Genomic DNA, 17849 nt, shown 5'->3' on the forward strand with positions numbered 1-17849 from the left:
CACCCACACCTACCAACAACAAACCCGCCACTTCGACCACACCAACTACCACACCACCACCCACACCCCCACCCCCTAACACCCCCACCAACACCAACACCAACACCCCAACACCCAACGAACGGAGGACAGCCCGTGACCACCACGACCCTCACCGCCGGCGCGCTCGCGGGGCTGCTGCCCGTCGGGGTGGAGTGCGCCGAGGCCTTCGGCCCGCCGCCCGTCGGGACCCTGTTCGGCGCCGAGGCCGCCCACATCGAGGGGCGATCGCCGCGCAGGCAACGGCAGTTCACCGCCGCACGGGTTCTGGCGCGGGAGGCGTTGGCCGGGCTGGGGCGTGCGCCGGGGCCGTTGCTGCCCGGACGGGGTGGTGCGCCGCGGTGGCCGGGCGGGGTCGTCGGGAGCATCACGCACTGCGAGGGGTACACCGCCTGCGCGGCAGCCGGCGCCGACCGGCAGGCCTCGCTCGGCGTCGACGCCGAGCCGCAGGAGCCACTCCCCCAGGGAGTGCTCCGGCTCTCGGCCACAGCCGCCGAGCGGCGCCGGCTCTCACGGCTACCGACCGGCCCCGTGCCGTGGGACCGGCTGCTGTTCAGTGCCAAGGAGGCGACCTACAAGGCCTTCTACCCCCTCACCGAGACGTGGACGGGGCTCGCGTCCATCCACGTCACGCTCCACCCCGACGGGAGGTTCACCGCCCGCCATCCGCTCCATCCGCTGCCCCACACGGGCCGGTGGACCGCCCATCGCGGCATCCTGGTCACCGCCTTGGTGCTGCCCCCGCACACCAGCGGCTACGAGTGGGCCCGCCCGGCACCCGGGCAGGAGCTCGGAAGCCCGTGCGGTAGCAGGTGAGCGCCGGATCATGACACGGCAGCACGATCAGGATCAGCCGTTCCGCCGGTACACCCCGGGTGCGGTTCCGTTCGCGCGTCTGAACGCGTTGGCGAAGGCGAACTCGGAGGTGTAGCCGACCTGGGCGGCGATGGATCTCAGGGGTGCGTCCGTTGTCCGCAGCAGGCGCGCCGCCGTGGTCATCCGCCACCAGGTCAGGTAGCCGAGGGGCGGCTGGCCGATCAGCGTGGCGAAGCGTCTGGCGAAGTGTGCCCGGGAGAGCCCGGCTTCCGCGGCCAGTCCTGCCACGGTCCAGGGCGCTGCCGGGTCTCGGTGGATGGCGTGGAGGGCGGCGGTGACGGGCGGGTCGCCCAGTGCGGCGGCCCATCCCGTGGTGTCGCCTCGGGTGGTCCGTCCGGCGAACCAGATCCGCAGGATGTACAGCAGGAGCGTGTCCAGGAGCGCGGGGACGGCCGCGTCCGTGCCCAGGCGCGGGGACTCGAGCTCGGCGGCCAGGAGTTCCACGGCTGAGCGCAGTTCGGGATGGCGGCCCGGTTGTGCCGGCAGGTGGATCACGTCCGGGAGCGTCGACAGCAGCGGGTGCGCGCGGGACGGGTCGAGCCGGTAGGCCCCGCAGAGCACCACGGTGGCCGGCCCGCGCCCACCGCTGCGGTCGACGGTGTCGGACGCGTAGGCGCCGAGCGACGCGTGGTCCTCGGGGCCGCAGGCGGCCGCCGTCGCCAGGCGTTCGGGGCTGTCGGCCAGGGTGTGCCCGCTGCCGCGGGGCAGGAACACGACGTCGCCCGTGCCGAGTCGGACGGGCTCCGCGTCCGGAGGCAGCAGCCAGCAGGAACCCCGGAGGATCACCTGGAAGCCCGCCGACCCGGGGACGGGGGCGAACTCCTGTCCCCACGGGGCGTGCCACCGCACGTGCGCCGACCGGGGCCGGCCGGTCCGTGCCACCGCGACCACATCGCTCAGTACGTCCACGTCGCCGAGCGTACGGCGACGACGAGACGAACGCGCATGAACTGGGCAGCCTGACGCATGGATCGTCTGCCCGTCCGGTCGTAGGTTCACGGCATGACGATGATGAAGGCCGCCCGCTTCCACGAGTACGGCGGCACCTCCGTGATCCGCTACGAAGCCGTCGCCCGTCCGCGGCCCGCCTCCGGCGAGGTGCTGCTCCGTGTCGCGGCGACTTCGTTCAATCCCACCGAGGCCGCTCTGCGGGCCGGGCTGCTGCACGCGTTCCTCCCCGTGGACCTGCCCCACACGCCGGGTTGGGACGTCGCCGGCACCGTGGTCGGGATCGGTGCGGGGGTGGGGGGCCTCAGCGTCGGCGACCGGGTCGTCGGGCGGCTCGACCACGGGGGTGCGGCCGCCGAGTACGTCTGCGCGGCCGCCGCCTCGCTGGTGGCGGCACCGGTGTCCGTCCCGCTCGCGCACGCCGCGGCCCTTCCCGTGGCCGGACTGACGGCCTGGCAGGCGGTGTTCGAGCACGGGAAGGCGGCCGCCGGCCAGCGGGTGCTGGTCAACGGCGCGGGCGGGGGTGTCGGGGGCTTCGTGACGCAGCTCGCGAAGCGTGCCGGAGCCGAGGTGATCGCCACGGCCGGCCCCCGGAGTACCGAGGCGGTCCGGCGACAGGGGGCGGACCGCGTGATCGACTACACCGCCGGGCCGGTGGGCGGCGCGCTCGACGCTCGGGTGGACACCCTGCTCAACCTGGTCCCGCTGACTCCGTCGGATGCCGCGGCCCTGGCACCCCTGGTGCGATCGGGCGGGCGGATCGTGTCGATCGCGACCCCGATCGAGCCGGCTCCCGACGCCGGGGTGAGCGCGATGCACATGGTGGCCCGCAACGATGTCGCGCAGCTCGCGGCGCTCGTGGAGCTCGTCGACGCGGCCGCGCTCGGCATCGACATCAGCGCGTCGTACCCGCTGGCGGAACTCGCCGGCGTCCACCGCCTCAGCGAGGCGGGCCGGACCCGGGGCAAGGTCATCATTACTCCCTGAGCTCCTGGGGGCCCGGCCCAGGAGCAGGGCCCGGAGGCGCCCTCCCGGACGCCGCGGAGCGGCCGGGAGGGCGCCCTTCCGGAAGGGCGCCCCGGCCAGGAGGACACCCCGGGCCAGGAGGGCACCCGGCCGGACGGTCCGTCAGCCCCAGTCGCCCACCAGCGGCACGTCGCCCGGGTTGCCGAACTTCTTGCTGTAGACCACCAGGTCGGAGTTCTCGGCGGCCCCGTAGAAGGTCTGGTCACCGGGCCGGTACACGCCGATGGTCTCCTTTCCGGTGCCGTCCCAGTCACCCTTGATCGGGATGTCGCCGGGGTTGCCGAACCGGACGCCCGGCCGCGGGTTCTCCGTCTGGTTGGAGTCGTTCAGGTAGAAGGTCTGGGTCTGCGGGTCGTACACGCCGACGGTGGTGGTGCCGTTGCCGTCCCAGTCGCCGACCAGCGGCGTCCAACCCGCGTTGCCCAGCTTGATCCGGTACTTGACGCCGACGTTGTCGTCGGAGAGGTAGAAGGTCTGGTCACCGGGCCGGTAGACACCGACCGTGGTCCGCCCCCGCCCGCTCCAGTCGCCGACCAGCGGGATGTCGCCGGGGACCCCGAACGGGAAGGTGGCGGCCACGGTGACGTTGTCGTTCGACAGCTGGAAGGTCGCGGTGTCGGGGTGGTAGACGCCGATGGTGTCGGTGCCCGGCCCGCTCCAGTGGCCGGTCAGCGGGACGGCGTTGCCGCCCCCGCCGAACACGCTCTGCCCGGTGTACCAGCCGTTGTGGGCGGCCTCGCCGAAGCTGCCGTCCGACGGCCGGTACACGCCCACCGAGGCGGGCGCCGGCGTGGGCGTGGCGTTGACCACGGCCTTGCCGATCCGCTGCTGGGCGGCGACGGTCAGCGGCACCTTGTTCGGCTGGTCGGGCCCGAGCCAGCGGAAGTTCTGGAGGTAGACGACCCGGGGGTCCTGCGCGGCGATCGCGCGGTACTCCGCGTTGTACGCCGCGATGTCGGCGTCGGTCCTGCCGGAGTAGCAGCCGTCGGCGACGCCCTGCTCGTTGGTGGACTCCGGGAAGAGCATCAGGTGCTGGTCCGGCGAGGAGAGGAAGGTCTTCAGGTTCGCCAGCCGCCACTGGATCTCGCCGCGGCCCACGCAGTAGTAGTCGAAGCCGACGATGTCGACGGTGGACGGGATCGGCGCGGTCTGCTCGGCGTTCCACCGGTCGAGGCTCATGACCAGCATCTTGTCCGGGAACGCGGCCCTGATCTGCTCGGCCTGCGTCTGGACCTGTGCGGGGCTCAGGCCGTGCGAGTAGGCCTCGTCGCTCAGGTCGACGGCGGCGATCTTGTCGATGTTCGGTCCGATCCGCTGCACCAGGTCGAGCAGGTTCTGCGCGGCGTTCGGGTTCGGGTCGAACTGCCAGCTACCGGGCGAGCGCGGGACCACCGTCTCCTGGTTGAGGTCGATCACGCAGGAGGCCGGCAGGCACTGGTCCAGGAACTCCAGACGGCGGTCCTGGTCGCGCAGGTAGGTGTTGAGGTTGGTCCACCGCGCCACCTCCGGCGCGTGGTTGACGCCGTTGTTCGGCTGGTTCGGGTCCCGGATGTCGAAGTACCCGTAGTAGCCGAGCCCGCCCAGCATGGAGATCCGCAGGTCGTCCACCGTGGTGACCTGGCCGGCCGTCGAGTGGTGGGCGCCGAGCGAGACGTAGCCGTCCCGGGGCAGCTTGGCGGCGGTGCGGCCGGAGAAGACCGTCGTGCCGTTGACCTGCACGGTCGCCTGCTGCCGGTCGCCGGTCGCCAGCGCGACCGACACCTGGTACGAGCCGGCCGGCGGGACGGCGGCCAGGGCGGTCGGCGTGCCGCCCTGGAAGAGCGTCAGCCCGCCGTCGGCCTGGACGCGCAGGCCGAGCGCGATGTCCTCGGCGTCCACAGCGCCCGTGCCGCCCGAGGCGTTGCTGACGGCCAGGGAGGCCCAGTCCTGGCCGGAGGTGCTGCCGACCAGCGGGGTCAGGACGGCGTGCACCGTGTAGGCGCCGGTCGGGACGTCCGAGGTGGCCGGCTTGTTCAGGCGGACGGCCGCGGTGCCCTTGGGGAACGAGAGCACGTTCGGGTTCGCCGGGCTGTTGACCTGCACCGAGCCCGCCGGCGGGTCGAGGGCCAGGCCCTTGACGCCCGGTACGGCCGTGTAGCCGGCGGAGATCAGGCTCGGCTGGCGGGCGCTGAGGTCCTGGTTGAGGCCGAAGTCCGGGGTGGCGTTCGGCGCGCCGTCGAAGGTGTCGACGAACGGCTTGGCGCTTCGGGTGGCGGCGGTGTCCACGGCGCTGACGGTCAGGCCGTGGCCGGCGCCGTCACCGAAGGTGGTGACGCGGTCCGGGCTGGAGAGGTAGGCGCCGAGGTAGAGGAACTCGCTGCCCGGCCAGCGGGTCACCCCGGCCGGTGCGGAGACGGCGAACGGGGTGCCGTTCACCGTCAGGGCGACGGCGCGGTCGGCGCCGGTGGAGACGGTGAGCGAGACGGCGTACTGCGCCGTGGGCACCACCGTGCCGGTCCAGAAGGGGGTTTCGCCGCCGCCACCGTGGAAGAGCGCGAGCTTGCCGCCGGAGCTGACGGTCAGGCCGAGGTCGACGTCGCCGCCGGTGACGTAGCCGGTGCCTCGGTGGCTGCGGCTCAGCACGATCGAGCCCCAGTCACCGGCTGCGGTGTCGCCGACGACCGGGTCGATCACCGTCGAGACGGTGTAGCGGCCGGTGCCGTCCGCGACGGCGGGCGCCCCGAGCATCACCGCGGAGACGCCCTTGGCGAACAGCAGCTTGTTCGGGAAGTCCGGATGGCTGGTCTGGACGAACCACTGGTCGGGGGCGACCGAGGTGTCCCAGCGGCCTGAGACCCGGGTGTAGGAGATCCCGTGCTGCCCGGCCGGGGGCGACTGCCGGGCGTCGAGCCCGACGTTCAGCCCGTACAGCGGGTCCGTGTCCAGTGCCGGGTCCAGCTGGAAGGTGTCCGAGAAGGCACGCGTGGTGTCGAGGTCCACCGGCACCGGCCCGGACCCGTCACCGGCTGGTGCGGCGGCCGGTGCGGGCGCCGGAGCGGCGGCGGCCGCGGTGGGTGCGAGGCCGGCCGGCAGCAGTGCCAGCGCGAGCGCCGAGGCGCCGGCGAGCAGCCGGCGGGCCAGGCGTTGAGTGAGTATCACCGAGTGGTCGTCTCCCGGTCGTCGGTTCGACGGCGCGGGCCCGCGTCGCCGAAGGGAGAGCGGACACAGCGGTGTCGTACCGGCTCGGCGGCCTTCCCCCGGGCGGGATCATAAGGGGTGGATACGAAGGGGGTGGATACGAACGGGACGCGCCGGGGGCCGAGGCCGTCCGCGCGGGGCCGGATCGGGTCCGCGACAGCGCCCGGCCCGGCATCCGAGGTGGATGCCGGGCCGGGCGTGACGGCTTGACGGTGCGACGGCGGGTCAGCGCGCCGCGGTCTTGCGGGTGCGGCGGGAGACGGAGTCCAGGACGACCGCGGCGAGCAGCACGGCGCCGGTGATCATGTACTGGATGGCCTGGCTGACGTGGACCAGGTCGAGGCCGGTGGTGATGCTCTGGATGACCAGGATGCCGAGCAGGGCGGACCAGGTCTTGCCGCGTCCGCCGAAGAGGCTGGTGCCGCCGATGACGGCCGCGGCGATCGAGTTCATCAGGACGTTGCCGCCGCCGAGGATCTTGTCGGCGGAGCCCTGCTGGGAGGCGTAGAAGAGGCCGCCGAGGGCCGCCATGCCGGCGGAGATCATGAAGACCGAGATCCGGACCCAGGTGACGTTGATGCCCGCGCGGCGGGCCGCCTCCACGCCGCCGCCGACGGCGAAGATCTGCCGGCCGTAGCTGGTGCGGCGCAGGACGAAGTCGGTGATGACGACGACGGCCAGGAAGACGAGCAGGGGCAGCGGCAGGCCGCGGTCCTGGTTGAGCATGTAGGCGGCGGTCAGCGCGATGACGGCGATGACGCCGGTGCGCAGCGCGATCTCGCCCATCGGCCGCGCGGCGAGGCCGGCGGCGCTGCGGCGGCGGGCGTCGAGGAGCTGTCCGGCGGCGAAGAGCGCGATGCCGAGGACGGCGAGGCCCCAGGTGTAGGCGATGTCGCCGTCGCCGAGGAAGTAGGTGTCCAGGTTGGCCAGGACACCGTCGTGGACGACGTTGACGGTGCCCTTGTCGCCGAGGACGTACTGCTGCAGGCCGCTCCAGGCGAGCAGGCCGGCGAGGGTGACGACGAAGGCCGGGACGCCGATCCTGGCGAAGAAGAAGCCGTGCAGGGCGCCGATGGCGACGGCGGCGGCGAGGGCGATGAGGCAGGAGAGCCACTCGTTGTAGCCGGAGCGCGCGGACAGGCTTGCGGCGATCGCGGCGGAGGCGCCGGAGACGGAGCCGAGCGAGAGGTCGATCTCACCGAGCAGGAGCACGAAGACGATGCCGACGGCGATCAGGCCGGGGCCGGCGATCCACTTGGTGATGTTGGTGAGGTTGTCGGCGTTGAGGAAGTCGCCGGTGACGCCCTGGAAGATGGCGCCGATGAGGATCAGGCCGAGGACGACGGGTACGGAGCCGAGGTCGCCGTTCTTCATCTTCCGCTTGAACTCGGCGAGATAGCCTGCCAGGCCGGCTTCGCGGACGAGCAGGCGGGGATCGACCGAGGGGGTGGCCGGTGCGGGCTCGGCCGTGGTCTGTTCGGTGGTCACTTGGCTTCCTCAGCGATTCGGGCCTGGCGTCGGGTGACGGCGTTCTCGGTGGCGCCGGTGATGGCGGAGATGATCTCCTCGTGCGAGGTGTCGGCCACCGCGAAGACACCGTTGTTGCGGCCCAGCCGGAGGACGGCGACGGTGTCGGCGACGGCCTTGACGTCGGCCATGTTGTGGCTGATCAGGATGACCCCGAGGCCTCGGTCGCGCAGGCGCTCGACGAGGTCGAGGACCTGGGCGGTCTGCTCGACGCCGAGGGCGGCGGTGGGCTCGTCCAGGATGACGATCTTGGGGTCGCCGACGAGGGCGCGGGCGATGGCGACCACCTGGCGCTGGCCGCCGGAGAGGGCGGCGATCGGGATGCGCACGCTCGGGATCCGGATGGACAGGGTGTCCAGCAGTTCGCGCGCCCGCTTCTCCATGGCGACCTCGTCGAGCATGCCGAAGCTCTTGAGTTCGCGGCCGAGGAAGAGGTTGCCGACCACGTCGAGGTTGTCGCAGAGCGCCAGGTCCTGGTAGACGGTGGCGACACCGAGGGTCTGGGCGTCGTGCGGGCGGCCGATGGAGACCGCCTCGCCCTCCCACTCGATCGTCCCCTCGTCGATCGGGTGGACGCCGGCGATGGTCTTCACCAGCGTGGACTTTCCGGCGCCGTTGTCGCCGACCAGGGCCACCACCTCGCCCGCGTGGACGTCCAGGTGGACGTCTGTCAGTGCCTGGACGGCGCCGAAGCGCTTCGAGACCCCGCGCAACGCCAGTACGGGTGCGCCTGTCACGTGAACCATCTCCTTCTTCCCGTACACGCGTGCACGCCGTGGGGGCGCGACGGGGCCGGGCCGGCCCGCGCACCGTGCGGCGCGGGCGGATGAACGTCGAAAAGGGGTGCCGGGGCGGAGCGGGGACCGCCACGCGGTGCGGGCGGCTCCCCGGGGAGGCGGGGAGCCCCACCCGGGCGGTGCTGCTTCAGGCCGGCTCGGTGCTACTTGAGCCCGGCGGCGGCGCAGGCCGCGGCATAGTCGGCGGTGCAGATGTCGGAGGCCTTGTAGAGGCCGTCGGCGATCACGGTGTCCTTGATGTTGGCCTTGGTGACGACCTTGGGGTCGAGCAGCTTGGCCGGGATGCCCTTGTCGGTGGCGCTGTCGACGGTGGCGGTGGCGACGGCCTTGACGTCCTTGCCCTGGAGGAGGTCGACGGCCAGTTCGGCGGCGCTGTCGGCGAGCGGCTTGTAGGCCTTGTAGATGGTGTAGGCCTGGTCGCCGTTGACGATGCGCTGGACGGCGTCGAGGCCGGCGTCCTGTCCGCCGACGGGGACCTTGATGCCCGCTCCCTGGAGCTGGGTGATGATCGCGCCGGCCATGCCGTCGTTGGCGGAGTAGACGCCCTGGAAGCCGTCCTTGCCGAACTGGGTGATCGCGGCACCGATCTTCTGGCCGGCCACGGTGGGCTTCCACTCGCCCGACTGCTCGTAGACGACCTTCTTCACCTTGCCGTCGAGCACCTTGTGGGCACCGGCCTTGAACTGACCGGCGTTCGGGTCCGCGTCATCGCCGTTGATCATGACGATGTTGTCGTCGGAGGCCTGCGGGCCGAGCGCGTCCAGCAGGGCCTGGCCCTGGAGCTCGCCGACCTTCTCGTTGTCGAAGGAGGCGTAGGCGGCGACCGGGCCGGTGGCCAGGCGGTCGTAGGCGACGACCTTGACGCCCTTGGCGGCGGCCTCCTTGACCCAGCCCTCGGTGGAGGTGGCGTCGAAGGCGTCCAGCACGATCACCTTCACGCCCTGGGCGATCAGGGTGTCGAACTGCTGCTTCTGCTTGGCGGCGCTGCCCTCGGCGTTGTTGTAGAGCACCTTGCAGTCGGCGCACAGGGCCTTGACCTTGGCCTCGATGAACGGGCGGTCGAAGGACTCGTAGCGCGTCGAGGACGCGTTCTCGGGCAGCAGCAGGCCGATGGACTTGTTGTCGCCGGAGGCGGCGGAGTCCTTCTTGTCGCCGCCGGCCTTGCCGCACGCGGCCATGGACAGGGCCATCGAGACGGCTGCGGTGGCGATGACGGCGCGACGCATCATTGCGTTCATGTGGGGGTGCCTCCCTGACGTCGCCGCGACGGTGCGGCGGGGTGGGACGGAGTCAACCCTCACCTGCCGGATTGAGTCAAGAAGTAAATCCAAGAAGTGATCTAGCTGGACCTTTTCGTTATCTTCTTGAACGCAGATGCCCCGTCGGCCGACCCCGGCGGGTCGATGGTCGGCGACCGGCCGCTCCGGGCCGCCGCATACCGCCCCGCCCGCGCCGGTACGCGGACATCATGAACACACAGAGACACACGTTGAACGGTCGGTAACGGCGGGCGGCGCCAAACGGGCGGCCTACCGGGATGGGCCGACGCTGCGGAGCGCCGCGCCTACCACCTCGTGACCTGTGGAGGCAATGCGTTCAAGATGTGTCGACTGAGTCGGCCCCAGCGGCCGGCGGCGGACACCGGCCCCGAACCCGGCTCCAACTCGGCAGCCCTGAGCGGAACATGACGCTGCGTCGGACCGGGGCCGGGGTCGTGGGGGCGGGCCGGTGGCCGCGTCCCGGCCGCTCCTGCCGCGAAGCGGTGCCCGGCCGCCAGCCGACCGGTGTAGCCCGCCGTGCGCGGCGGCGGGCGGGCGGGCAGGCTCGGGAGCACCACGATGTGTCCGGCTCCACCGGCCGGAGATTCCGGCTGACGGAGGACGACCCGCATGGAGCGGCAGCACATACGCACGCCCGGATCACCGGCCACCCCGCCGGGCGGCTCCTCCCGCCCCGGTCCGGCGGAGGAACGCCCGGGAGCGCGGCGGACCGGGGCGCGGCGGGCGCTCCGGGCGGCCGTCGCGGCGACGGGCTCGCTCGTCCTGCTGGCGGGCGCACCCGTCGGCGGACCGGCGTCGGCACTCGCCCCGGGCCATCGACCGGCGTCGGCGCCCGCCCCGGGCGGCCGAGCGGCGGGGCCGCCGCAGTTCGTGCCCGGCGCCTGCCCGAGGACCCCGAGACCGGTTCCGGCACTGGCGGGCGCCCACTGCGGGTCCCTGGTGGTGAGCGAGGACCGCAGCCGACCCGGCGGCCCGACGATCCGGCTCGCCGTGGCGATCATCCCGGCCGCGTCCTCGTCGCCCGCCCCGGACCCGGTGGTCCACCTGACCGGCGGGCCCGGGAGCGACGCGATCGACGACGCGCAGTTCCTCGTCGACGCCGGGCTGAACCGGGACCGCGACCTGATCGTCATGGCCCAACGGGGGACGCTGCACTCCGAGCCGAACCTCGCATGCCCGGAGGTGGACCGGTTCTACGCCCGCGCGGTGGGACTGCGCTACGACGCGGAGCCGACGGAGGAGCTCCTCGTCCACGCCATGGGCGAGTGCCGGGACCGCCTCGCGGCCGGCGGCGTCGACCTGAGCGCCTACAACACCCTGGAGAACGCCGCGGACTTCGCCGACCTGCGCGCGGCGCTCGGCATCGCCCGCTGGAACGTGTACGGCTACTCCTACGGCACCGACCTCGCCCTCACCTACTTGCGCGAGCACCCGGAGGGCATCCGGACGGTGACGATCGACTCCGTCGTCCCCCCGCAGGTCGTCAGCCTCCCGTGGACCTGGAGCAGCGCCGGGGAGGGGATCGGCGCCATCCTCCGGGCCTGCCGCGACCAGCCGCTGTGCGACGACCGCTACCCGCACCTCGGCCGGACGCTCGCGCGGCAGGTGCGGAGGCTGGAGGCCGAGCCGCTGACGCTGCGCACGATGCCGCCCGGCGGCGGGCCGGAGGTCGAGGTCGTCCTCGACGGCGGCGCCCTGGTCAACCTCCTCGTCGGCAACGCCGTCCCCTCGGCCGACGTCCCCGCCGCGCTCGACGAGCTCGCGCACGACGACCCGCACCGCTTCGCCGCCGCCCGCGCGGCAGGCTCCACCCCTGCCGTCGGCGAGTTCGCCTACGGCCTGACCGAGAGCGTGGCGTGCGGCGAGTGGGTGCCGGGCGGGTCGGCCGAGGACCTGCTGGAAGCGGGGCGCCGGGCCTTCCCCGGGTTCCCGGACCAGGTCCTCGCCCAGGCACCGCAACTCCCCTACCAGAGCGAGGTCTGCCGCACCTGGGACGTCCCGGACCTGACGTCCGTCCAGCGCGTGGCGGCCCGCAGCGCGGTCCCGACGCTGGTGCTCTCCGGAACGTTCGACGCCAAGACCGGGGCGCGCTGGGGACGCTACGCGGCCCGGACGCTTCCGGAGGCCACCGTCGTGCGGATTCCCGGGATCGGCCACTGGGTGACTCCGCAGTCGCCCTGCGCCCAGCGCGTCCTCGCCTCCTTCCTCGCCGACCCGGCCGCCGTCGACACCGGCTGTGTCGCCGATCTCGCACCCGCGCCGTTCACGATCACGCCCTGACCAGGAGACCGAGAAGCATGTTCGCCGCATCGATCAACTCAACCGACGGCCCCTCATGACGGGGCTACCGGGCCGGCTCGCCGCCGCGACGGCGGCCGCCGTCATCCTCGCCAATGCGCCGGGCCTCGCCGGCGTTCCGGGGACGGCGGCGCACGCCGCGCGACCGCTCGGCACGGCCGCGCCGCTCGGCACGGTCCCCCGGACGGCCGGGTCGGCCGCCTTCACCCCCGGCCCCTGCCCCCGGACGCCGGAGCCGGTCCCCGCGCTGGAGAACGCGCGCTGCGGGACGCTCACCGTGCCCGAGAACCGCGCCGAGCCCGACGGGCGGACCATCACCCTCGGGGTCGCGATCGTGCCGGCGCTCTCGCGCACACCGGCACCCGACCCGGTCGTGTGGCTGGCCGGCGGCCCCGGCGACGACGCCGTCGGGGAGGCGCAGCTGGCCGTCGACAGCGGTCTGAACCGGGACCGCGACCTGATCCTGATGTCCCAACGGGGCACCTACTCGGCCGATCCGGCCCTCACCTGCCCGGTCGTCGACCGGTTCGCCGCCCGGTCCGTCGGACTCGTCTACGACGCGCGGTCCACCGGCCGCGAGCACGTCGGGGCGACCCGGACCTGCCGGCACGAGCTGGCGGCCCGCGGCGTCGACCTGGGCGCGTACAACAGCACCGAGAGCGCCGCCGACTACGCCGACCTGCGGGTCGCGCTGGGCATCCCGCGGTGGAACGTGTTCGGGATCTCGTACGGCACCTACCTCGCCCTCGTCTACCTGCGGGAGCACCCGGAGGGGATCCGCTCGGTCGGCATCGACGGGGTCCTCCCGCCGTCCCTGGCCGGCGCCGCCCTGACCTGGAGCAGCGCCGCGCAGGGCTTCGACGGCCTGTTCCGCGCCTGTGCCGAGCAGCCCGCCTGCGCGAGCCGCTACCCGGAGCTGGAGGACACCTTCACCGACCTCGTACGGGAGCTGGAGGACGATCCGGTCACCACCCGGGTCACGGTCCCGTCGAGCAGCGAGCCCGTCGAGGTCGTGATCGACGGCGGGACGCTGGTGAACTGGCTGACCTCCGCCACCCACGTGGCCGCGGGTGTCCCCCGCTCCCTCGACGAGCTGGCCCACGGCGATCCGCAGCGGATCGCCCAGCAGTGGGCGGGCGGCAAGCTCAGCCCGCAGGCGATCGGAAGGATCGGCCAGGGCCTGGCCTACGGGGTGTTCTGCAGCGAGTGGGTGCCGTACGAGGACCCGTCCGACGTACTCCGGGCGGGCAGGCGGGCATTCCCGTCGTTCCCGCGTTCCGTGCTGGCGCAGGGCCCGCAACTGCCCTTCCTGCGGGGCGACTGCCACGCCTGGGACATCCCCGCGGCGCCGCCCGCGGTCCGGGACGTGACGCGCAGCGACGTCCCGACGCTGGTCCTGTCGGGAGGGTTCGACGCCCAGACCGGCGCATCGAACGGCGCCTACGCCGCCCGGACGCTGCCCAACGCGACCGCCGTCACCGTCCCGTACACCGCACACGTCGTGGTCGCGGCCTCCCCGTGCGCCCGGAGCATCGTCGCTTCCTTCCTCGACACCCCCGGCAACCCACAGACCGGCTGCACCCGCGACGTCAGGCCGCCGCAGTTCGAGATCGGACCGGAGTGATCGGCCCGGAAGGAAACGGGCCCGCGGAGGTCAGCCCGCGTGCGCCTGCCCGGGCGGGACCGCACGGCCGCTGTCAGCGGGCGTCGGCTTCCTCGATCAGGTACTGGAGCTCGTCGAAGACCTGGAGCACGACAATGACCAGGACATGGTCGGCGACCATGAACTCGACCACCACACCGGGGGCGGCGTAGGCCTTGCGCAGGTGCTCGTCGGGGCCGATCGGCGCCGTCGCGGTCTTGTGGTACGGGTCCCGCGCGAGGACACCGAGCGCTCGCTCCAGGAGCTCACGGCGTTCAACGGGCAGGGCATCGATGGTCGCCCTCGCCTCCACGGTGTACTGCACCCGGTACGTCATGCCCGACACGATAGCCGGGACGGCACCCGAACGGGGGACTCGTTCCTGCTGCGGCTCTCCCCGCCCCAGGGGCCAGGGGGCCGCCGGGGAGGGGCGGAGGGCGTCGGGGCGGGGGCGCGCCCGGATCAGCCGGCCAGGATCACCGTCTCCGCCGGGCCGGAGAAGCCCACCGGCTGGGCCGGCGTCCCGTTCACCGCCAGGCGGCGGTGCTCCTGCGGGCTGACGCCGCGCACCCGCTTGAAGGCCGCCGACAGGGCGAAGGCGTTGCTGTAGCCGACCTTGCGGGCGGCGAAGGCGACGGTGCACTCGGGCTCGCGCAGCAGGTCCGCGGCGACGGCCAGGCGCCAGCCCGCGAGGTACGCCATCGGGGGCTCGCCGACCAGGGCGGTGAAGCGGCGGGCGAGGCCGGCCCGGGAGACGCCGACCCGCTGGGCCAGGTCGGCGACCGTCCACGGGGTCGCCGGGTCGTCGTGCATCATCCGCAGCACCGGGCCGACCACCGGGTCGTGCTGGGCGCGGTACCAGGCGGGGGCACCGGAGTCCGGGGCAGCCAGCCAGGAGCGCAGGACGGAGACCACCAGCAGGTCGAGGATCCGGTCCAGGACGAGTTCCTGGCCCGGCTCGTTGCGCCCTATCTCGGCGGCCAGCAGGTGCACCAGGGTGTCGTCGGCGCCCGTCCCGGCCGGGCGCACCAGCAGCGCGGGCAGGCAGCCGAGCAGCCGCTGGCCGATCTCGTGCTCGGCCTGGTACGTCCCGGACAACACCACCGAGGAGGCCTGGTCGCCCTCGCGCCCCTGGCCCCAGGTGCGGACGCCCAGCGACATCACCTCGGAGACGTCCACCCCGTCCTTGGTGCAGACCTGGCCGGGGCCGACGATCACGTCCACCGGCGTATCGGGGTCGTCCGCGACCGTGTACGGCTCCGGGCCGCGCACGATGGCCACGTCACCGGGGTGCAGCAGCAGCGGGGTGCCCCGCTCGGGCAGGATCCACGCGTCGCCGCGGACCATCGTCACCACCGACAGCGGGGCCCGGTCCTCGATGCGCAGGGACCAGGGCGGAGTGAGGATCGACCGCAGCAGGAACGCGCCGCGGGCCTTGGGGCCGTCGAGGAGTCCCGTCAGAGTGTCCATGACGTCAAGTGTAGACGGCAGGACATCATTTGACGCTTTGTCATTTGAGAGGGTCTTGAGCGATCGAGCTGGTCCGAACGGCCCGGATGCCGGATGATCGGCCCACGGGGAACGGACCGATACCCAGCGGAAGCGAACAGAGGGGCTCCGAAGATGGAAACGGCACGCACACTCGTCCTGGTGGCGGCCACTGTCACCTGCGGACTGACCGCCGGGCTGTTCTACGCCTACGCGTGCTCGGTGATGCCGGCGCTCGCCCGGGTCGACGACCGGACGTTCATCGAGGTCATGCAGCGCGTCAACGTGGCGATCCTGAACGGCTGGTTCGTGCTCGGCTTCGTCGGCGCCCTGCTCACCACCGCGGCCGCGGTCGCCCTGCACCTGCCCTCGGACGGCCACCACGCGCTGCCCGCGACGATCGCCGCCCTGGTGCTGTACGTCGCGGCGATCGGGGTCACCCGTTCGGTCAACATCCCGCTGAACGACGAGCTGGAGAAGGCCGGCGCGCCGCAGCGGATCGCCGACCCGGCGGCCGTGCGCGGCCGCTTCGAGGCGCGCTGGGTGCGCTTCAACGTGCTGCGCGCGCTGCTGTGCACGGCCGCGCTGGGGTGCCTCGCCTGGGCGCTGTTCCTCGACGGGCAGAGCTGAGGGGGTCTCGTCCTCCGGGGTGACGCCGGGGTGACGCCGGGGTGGGACGGCGGGGCCGCCCGAAGCGGCTCCGCCGTCCCACCCCGCCTTACGCTCCTGCCGCTTCCGCCGTGCGGGGCGGGAACGGCGTCCCGGCACGGCCCGGGGCGACGCGGGCCTTCGGATGGTGCGCGACCGCGGCGGAACCGGGCCGGTGGAGGGCGAGTTCGAAGTCCCGCTGCGCCTTGGCCGCCGGCGCCAGTCCGGACGGCAGTCGGATCCGCCCGTCCGCGACCATCCGCCGGACGGCGGTGCGGCTGAGGCCGAGCCCGAGCATCAGCAGCCGCTCGACCCGGACCGGCACGGGCAGTTCAAAGCCGACCAGGACGGTGAGCGGCGTCGGGTCGTCGAGCGCGTACAGGGGCGTCCGGGCCTCCAGTTCCCAGGTACCGGTCCAGTCGAGGCGGTACCCGTTCCTCGCGGCGAGCGCGGCGCTCATCGTCAACTCCCGCACCACCTCCGGCTGGTTGGTCTCGTACGCCACCAGTCGGGCGGGGTCCAGGGAGGAGACGTGGGCGCGTTCGTGGACGGGCACCTTCGAGGTCCGGTCACAGCCCGCGCAGCTCAGCAGCAGCCAGACGTCGAGCAGCTTTCCGCTCGCGTTGACGCGGATCTTTCCCGAGGGGCGGTGCCGCGTGCCCGGGCAGTCCGGGCAGGGGCGGACGACGGTGGGCAGGGCGGATTGACGCACGGCCCAGCGGGCCTTGCGGTCGGTATTCATGAGGTGGTTGCTTTCAGGACTCTGCGGGAGCGCGCGGGCCGGCCCCGGCCTGGCCGGAGCTGGTCGGGGCACGGCGGATCGCGAGCGCTCCCGGGATGACGGATGCACACGTGGGCGCGGGTCATCGCCTCGGTACCGAGCCGTCAAGGCTCCGAGGTCGATCGCGCGAGGGGTTCGCTGGTGCTACGTGGCAGCCGTCAGAAGTCCATGCGGGTGAGCATGATCGAGACCACACCCGCAGGCAACTCATTTTCAGGTCTTCGGGTTCAGCGGGAACGGAGGGCCCGGCGCGGTCAGCAGAGGGTGGCGAAGGTGTACCCGCGGGCCTTGAGGGTGGACAGGATCGTCGGCAGCGCCGCGAGGGTCTGGCCGCGGTCCCCGCCGCCGTCGTGCAGCAGGATCACCGAGCCGGGGCGGACGTTCCTCAGCACCCGCGACTGGATCGCGCCCGTGCCCGGCCGCGACCAGTCGGCCGGGTCGACGGACCAGAGCACGACCTGCTTGCCGAGCGCCGCCGCCCGGGAGCGCACCGTCGTGTTGACCGCGCCGTACGGCGGGCGCAGGCACTTCGGGGTGCGGCCGGTCTGCGCGCGGATCGCCCGGTCGGTGGCACCGACCTGGGCGTTGAAGGAGGAGGCGGAGAGCCGGCGCAGGTCGGGGTGCGACCAGGAGTGGTTCTGCACGCTGTGGCCCTGGCGGGCGACCTGGGCGGTGAGCGCGGGGTGGGCGGCGACGTTCTCGCCGATCTCGAAGAAGGTCGCGCGGACCCCGAAGCGGTTGAGGATCGCGAGGACCTTCAGGGTGTAGGCGGGGCTGGGACCGTCGTCGAAGGTGAGGTAGACGACCTTGGCCCCGTTGCTCCCGGCGGCCTCCGCGGTCCCGGCGGGAACGGCTGCCACCGTGCCCGCCGCCAGGGCGACGGCGAGCGCGCCGATCACCGCCCGGACCCGTCCGACTCCCCGGCGCCCAGCGGTTCGTACGGCCATCTCTGCCCCCTGGTGTCGGAACTGCCGTGTACCGCGGCCAGTCTGCGCCGCCGACCGCCGGGGTCGCGACCCGCCGGGGGACGGGGAGGGGGTGAAATCGGCCAGCCGGACGGCGGGTTGACCGGCGGGCTCCCGGACGCGCAGCCCGGACGCCCCCGGCGGGGACCCGCCGGGGGCGTCCGGGGCCGCTGCACCGCGGCGGCCGGGTTGAGCGGTGCTGCGCCTCAGCGGTTCACCGCATCAGCAGTTCAGCGCATCAGCGGTTCAGCGCGAGCCGCGTCCGTGCAGGACGAGCGCGCGGCTGAGCGCGAGCAGGCCCGCCGTGCACAGCGCGGTGCGGACCATGTTGGCCGCCACCCACGTCCCCTCGAAGTG

14 protein-coding genes are annotated in these 17849 nt (G+C 73.2%); 5 read left to right on the forward strand and 9 right to left on the reverse strand.

Going from position 1 to position 17849, the window contains the following annotated elements:
* Nucleotides 1-135 precede the first annotated feature (135 nt).
* Nucleotides 136-855: a 4'-phosphopantetheinyl transferase family protein gene (locus tag ABTY61_RS40665; protein ID WP_350510280.1), complete on the forward strand. Its 720-nt coding sequence runs from the start codon at nucleotides 136-138 to the stop codon at nucleotides 853-855.
* A 33-nt stretch (nucleotides 856-888) separates the two neighbouring features.
* Here the strand turns inward: ABTY61_RS40665 and ABTY61_RS40670 are convergent, their stop codons facing one another.
* Nucleotides 889-1824, reverse strand: coding sequence for an AraC family transcriptional regulator (locus tag ABTY61_RS40670; RefSeq protein ID WP_350510281.1), 936 nt, complete (start codon nucleotides 1822-1824; stop codon nucleotides 889-891).
* A 93-nt stretch (nucleotides 1825-1917) separates the two neighbouring features.
* Between ABTY61_RS40670 and ABTY61_RS40675 the strand changes: the two genes are divergently transcribed.
* Nucleotides 1918-2850, forward strand: coding sequence for an NADP-dependent oxidoreductase (locus ABTY61_RS40675; protein WP_350510282.1), 933 nt, complete (start codon nucleotides 1918-1920; stop codon nucleotides 2848-2850).
* 141 nt (nucleotides 2851-2991) lie between these two features.
* On the opposite strand, the gene ABTY61_RS40680 is transcribed toward ABTY61_RS40675, so the two are convergent.
* From ABTY61_RS40680 to ABTY61_RS40695, 4 genes are all read right to left on the reverse strand, one after another.
* On the reverse strand, nucleotides 2992-6027 hold the full coding sequence (locus ABTY61_RS40680; RefSeq protein WP_350510283.1) for a LamG-like jellyroll fold domain-containing protein: 3036 nt from the start codon (nucleotides 6025-6027) through the stop codon (nucleotides 2992-2994).
* A 264-nt stretch (nucleotides 6028-6291) separates the two neighbouring features.
* Nucleotides 6292-7554 carry a sugar ABC transporter permease gene (locus tag ABTY61_RS40685; protein ID WP_350510284.1) on the reverse strand — a complete coding sequence of 421 codons (1263 nt, stop codon included), beginning with the start codon at nucleotides 7552-7554 and terminating at the stop codon, nucleotides 6292-6294.
* Complete coding sequence (locus tag ABTY61_RS40690) at nucleotides 7551-8339, reverse strand: ATP-binding cassette domain-containing protein (RefSeq protein WP_350510285.1); 789 nt, start codon at nucleotides 8337-8339, stop codon at nucleotides 7551-7553. Before ABTY61_RS40690 ends, ABTY61_RS40685 begins: the two co-directional genes overlap by 4 nt.
* Nucleotides 8340-8533: 194 nt before the next feature.
* On the reverse strand, nucleotides 8534-9628 hold the full coding sequence (locus ABTY61_RS40695; RefSeq protein ID WP_350510286.1) for a sugar ABC transporter substrate-binding protein: 1095 nt from the start codon (nucleotides 9626-9628) through the stop codon (nucleotides 8534-8536).
* A gap of 984 nt (nucleotides 9629-10612) precedes the next feature.
* Here ABTY61_RS40695 and ABTY61_RS40700 point away from each other — a divergent pair.
* Together ABTY61_RS40700 and ABTY61_RS40705 are read left to right on the forward strand one after the other, a co-directional pair.
* Nucleotides 10613-11950 (forward strand): alpha/beta fold hydrolase, encoded by a 1338-nt coding sequence (locus ABTY61_RS40700; RefSeq protein WP_350510287.1) that lies wholly within the window; start codon nucleotides 10613-10615, stop codon nucleotides 11948-11950.
* Between the two features lie 55 nt (nucleotides 11951-12005).
* Nucleotides 12006-13592, forward strand: coding sequence for an alpha/beta fold hydrolase (locus ABTY61_RS40705; RefSeq protein ID WP_350510288.1), 1587 nt, complete (start codon nucleotides 12006-12008; stop codon nucleotides 13590-13592).
* A gap of 73 nt (nucleotides 13593-13665) precedes the next feature.
* Here ABTY61_RS40705 and ABTY61_RS40710 read toward each other — a convergent pair whose 3' ends face one another.
* Together ABTY61_RS40710 and ABTY61_RS40715 are read right to left on the reverse strand one after the other, a co-directional pair.
* The gene (locus tag ABTY61_RS40710; protein WP_350510289.1) at nucleotides 13666-13947 is read right to left on the reverse strand and encodes a hypothetical protein; all 282 of its coding nucleotides are present in this window, start codon (nucleotides 13945-13947) and stop codon (nucleotides 13666-13668) included.
* Between the two features lie 125 nt (nucleotides 13948-14072).
* Entirely contained in the window at nucleotides 14073-15080 is a 1008-nt protein-coding gene (locus ABTY61_RS40715; protein ID WP_350510290.1) for an AraC family transcriptional regulator, read from the reverse strand.
* A 153-nt stretch (nucleotides 15081-15233) separates the two neighbouring features.
* Between ABTY61_RS40715 and ABTY61_RS40720 the strand changes: the two genes are divergently transcribed.
* Complete coding sequence (locus ABTY61_RS40720; RefSeq protein WP_350510291.1) at nucleotides 15234-15728, forward strand: anthrone oxygenase family protein; 495 nt, start codon at nucleotides 15234-15236, stop codon at nucleotides 15726-15728.
* 88 nt (nucleotides 15729-15816) lie between these two features.
* Here the strand turns inward: ABTY61_RS40720 and ABTY61_RS40725 are convergent, their stop codons facing one another.
* Nucleotides 15817-16488, reverse strand: a complete 672-nt coding sequence (locus tag ABTY61_RS40725) for a DUF1062 domain-containing protein (protein WP_350510292.1) — start codon at nucleotides 16486-16488, stop codon at nucleotides 15817-15819.
* A gap of 293 nt (nucleotides 16489-16781) precedes the next feature.
* The gene (locus tag ABTY61_RS40730; RefSeq protein WP_350510293.1) at nucleotides 16782-17474 is read right to left on the reverse strand and encodes a polysaccharide deacetylase family protein; all 693 of its coding nucleotides are present in this window, start codon (nucleotides 17472-17474) and stop codon (nucleotides 16782-16784) included.
* Nucleotides 17475-17849 lie beyond the last annotated feature (375 nt).

Source organism: Kitasatospora sp. NPDC096128 (assembly GCF_040303105.1).
GTDB lineage: Bacteria > Actinomycetota > Actinomycetes > Streptomycetales > Streptomycetaceae > Kitasatospora.

Excerpts from the sequence above, each read along its gene's own strand:
- ABTY61_RS40720 (WP_350510291.1), top strand. The coding sequence starts at position 15,234 with ATGGAAACGGCACGCACACTCGTCCTGGTGGCGGCCACTGTCACCTGC.
- ABTY61_RS40715 (WP_350510290.1), bottom strand. The coding sequence starts at position 15,080 with ATGGACACTCTGACGGGACTCCTCGACGGCCCCAAGGCCCGCGGCGCG.
- ABTY61_RS40695 (WP_350510286.1), bottom strand. The coding sequence starts at position 9,628 with ATGAACGCAATGATGCGTCGCGCCGTCATCGCCACCGCAGCCGTCTCG.
- ABTY61_RS40675 (WP_350510282.1), top strand. The coding sequence starts at position 1,918 with ATGACGATGATGAAGGCCGCCCGCTTCCACGAGTACGGCGGCACCTCC.
- ABTY61_RS40730 (WP_350510293.1), bottom strand. The coding sequence starts at position 17,474 with ATGGCCGTACGAACCGCTGGGCGCCGGGGAGTCGGACGGGTCCGGGCG.
- ABTY61_RS40690 (WP_350510285.1), bottom strand. The coding sequence starts at position 8,339 with ATGGTTCACGTGACAGGCGCACCCGTACTGGCGTTGCGCGGGGTCTCG.
- ABTY61_RS40705 (WP_350510288.1), top strand. The coding sequence starts at position 12,006 with ATGACGGGGCTACCGGGCCGGCTCGCCGCCGCGACGGCGGCCGCCGTC.
- ABTY61_RS40710 (WP_350510289.1), bottom strand. The coding sequence starts at position 13,947 with ATGACGTACCGGGTGCAGTACACCGTGGAGGCGAGGGCGACCATCGAT.
- ABTY61_RS40725 (WP_350510292.1), bottom strand. The coding sequence starts at position 16,488 with ATGAATACCGACCGCAAGGCCCGCTGGGCCGTGCGTCAATCCGCCCTG.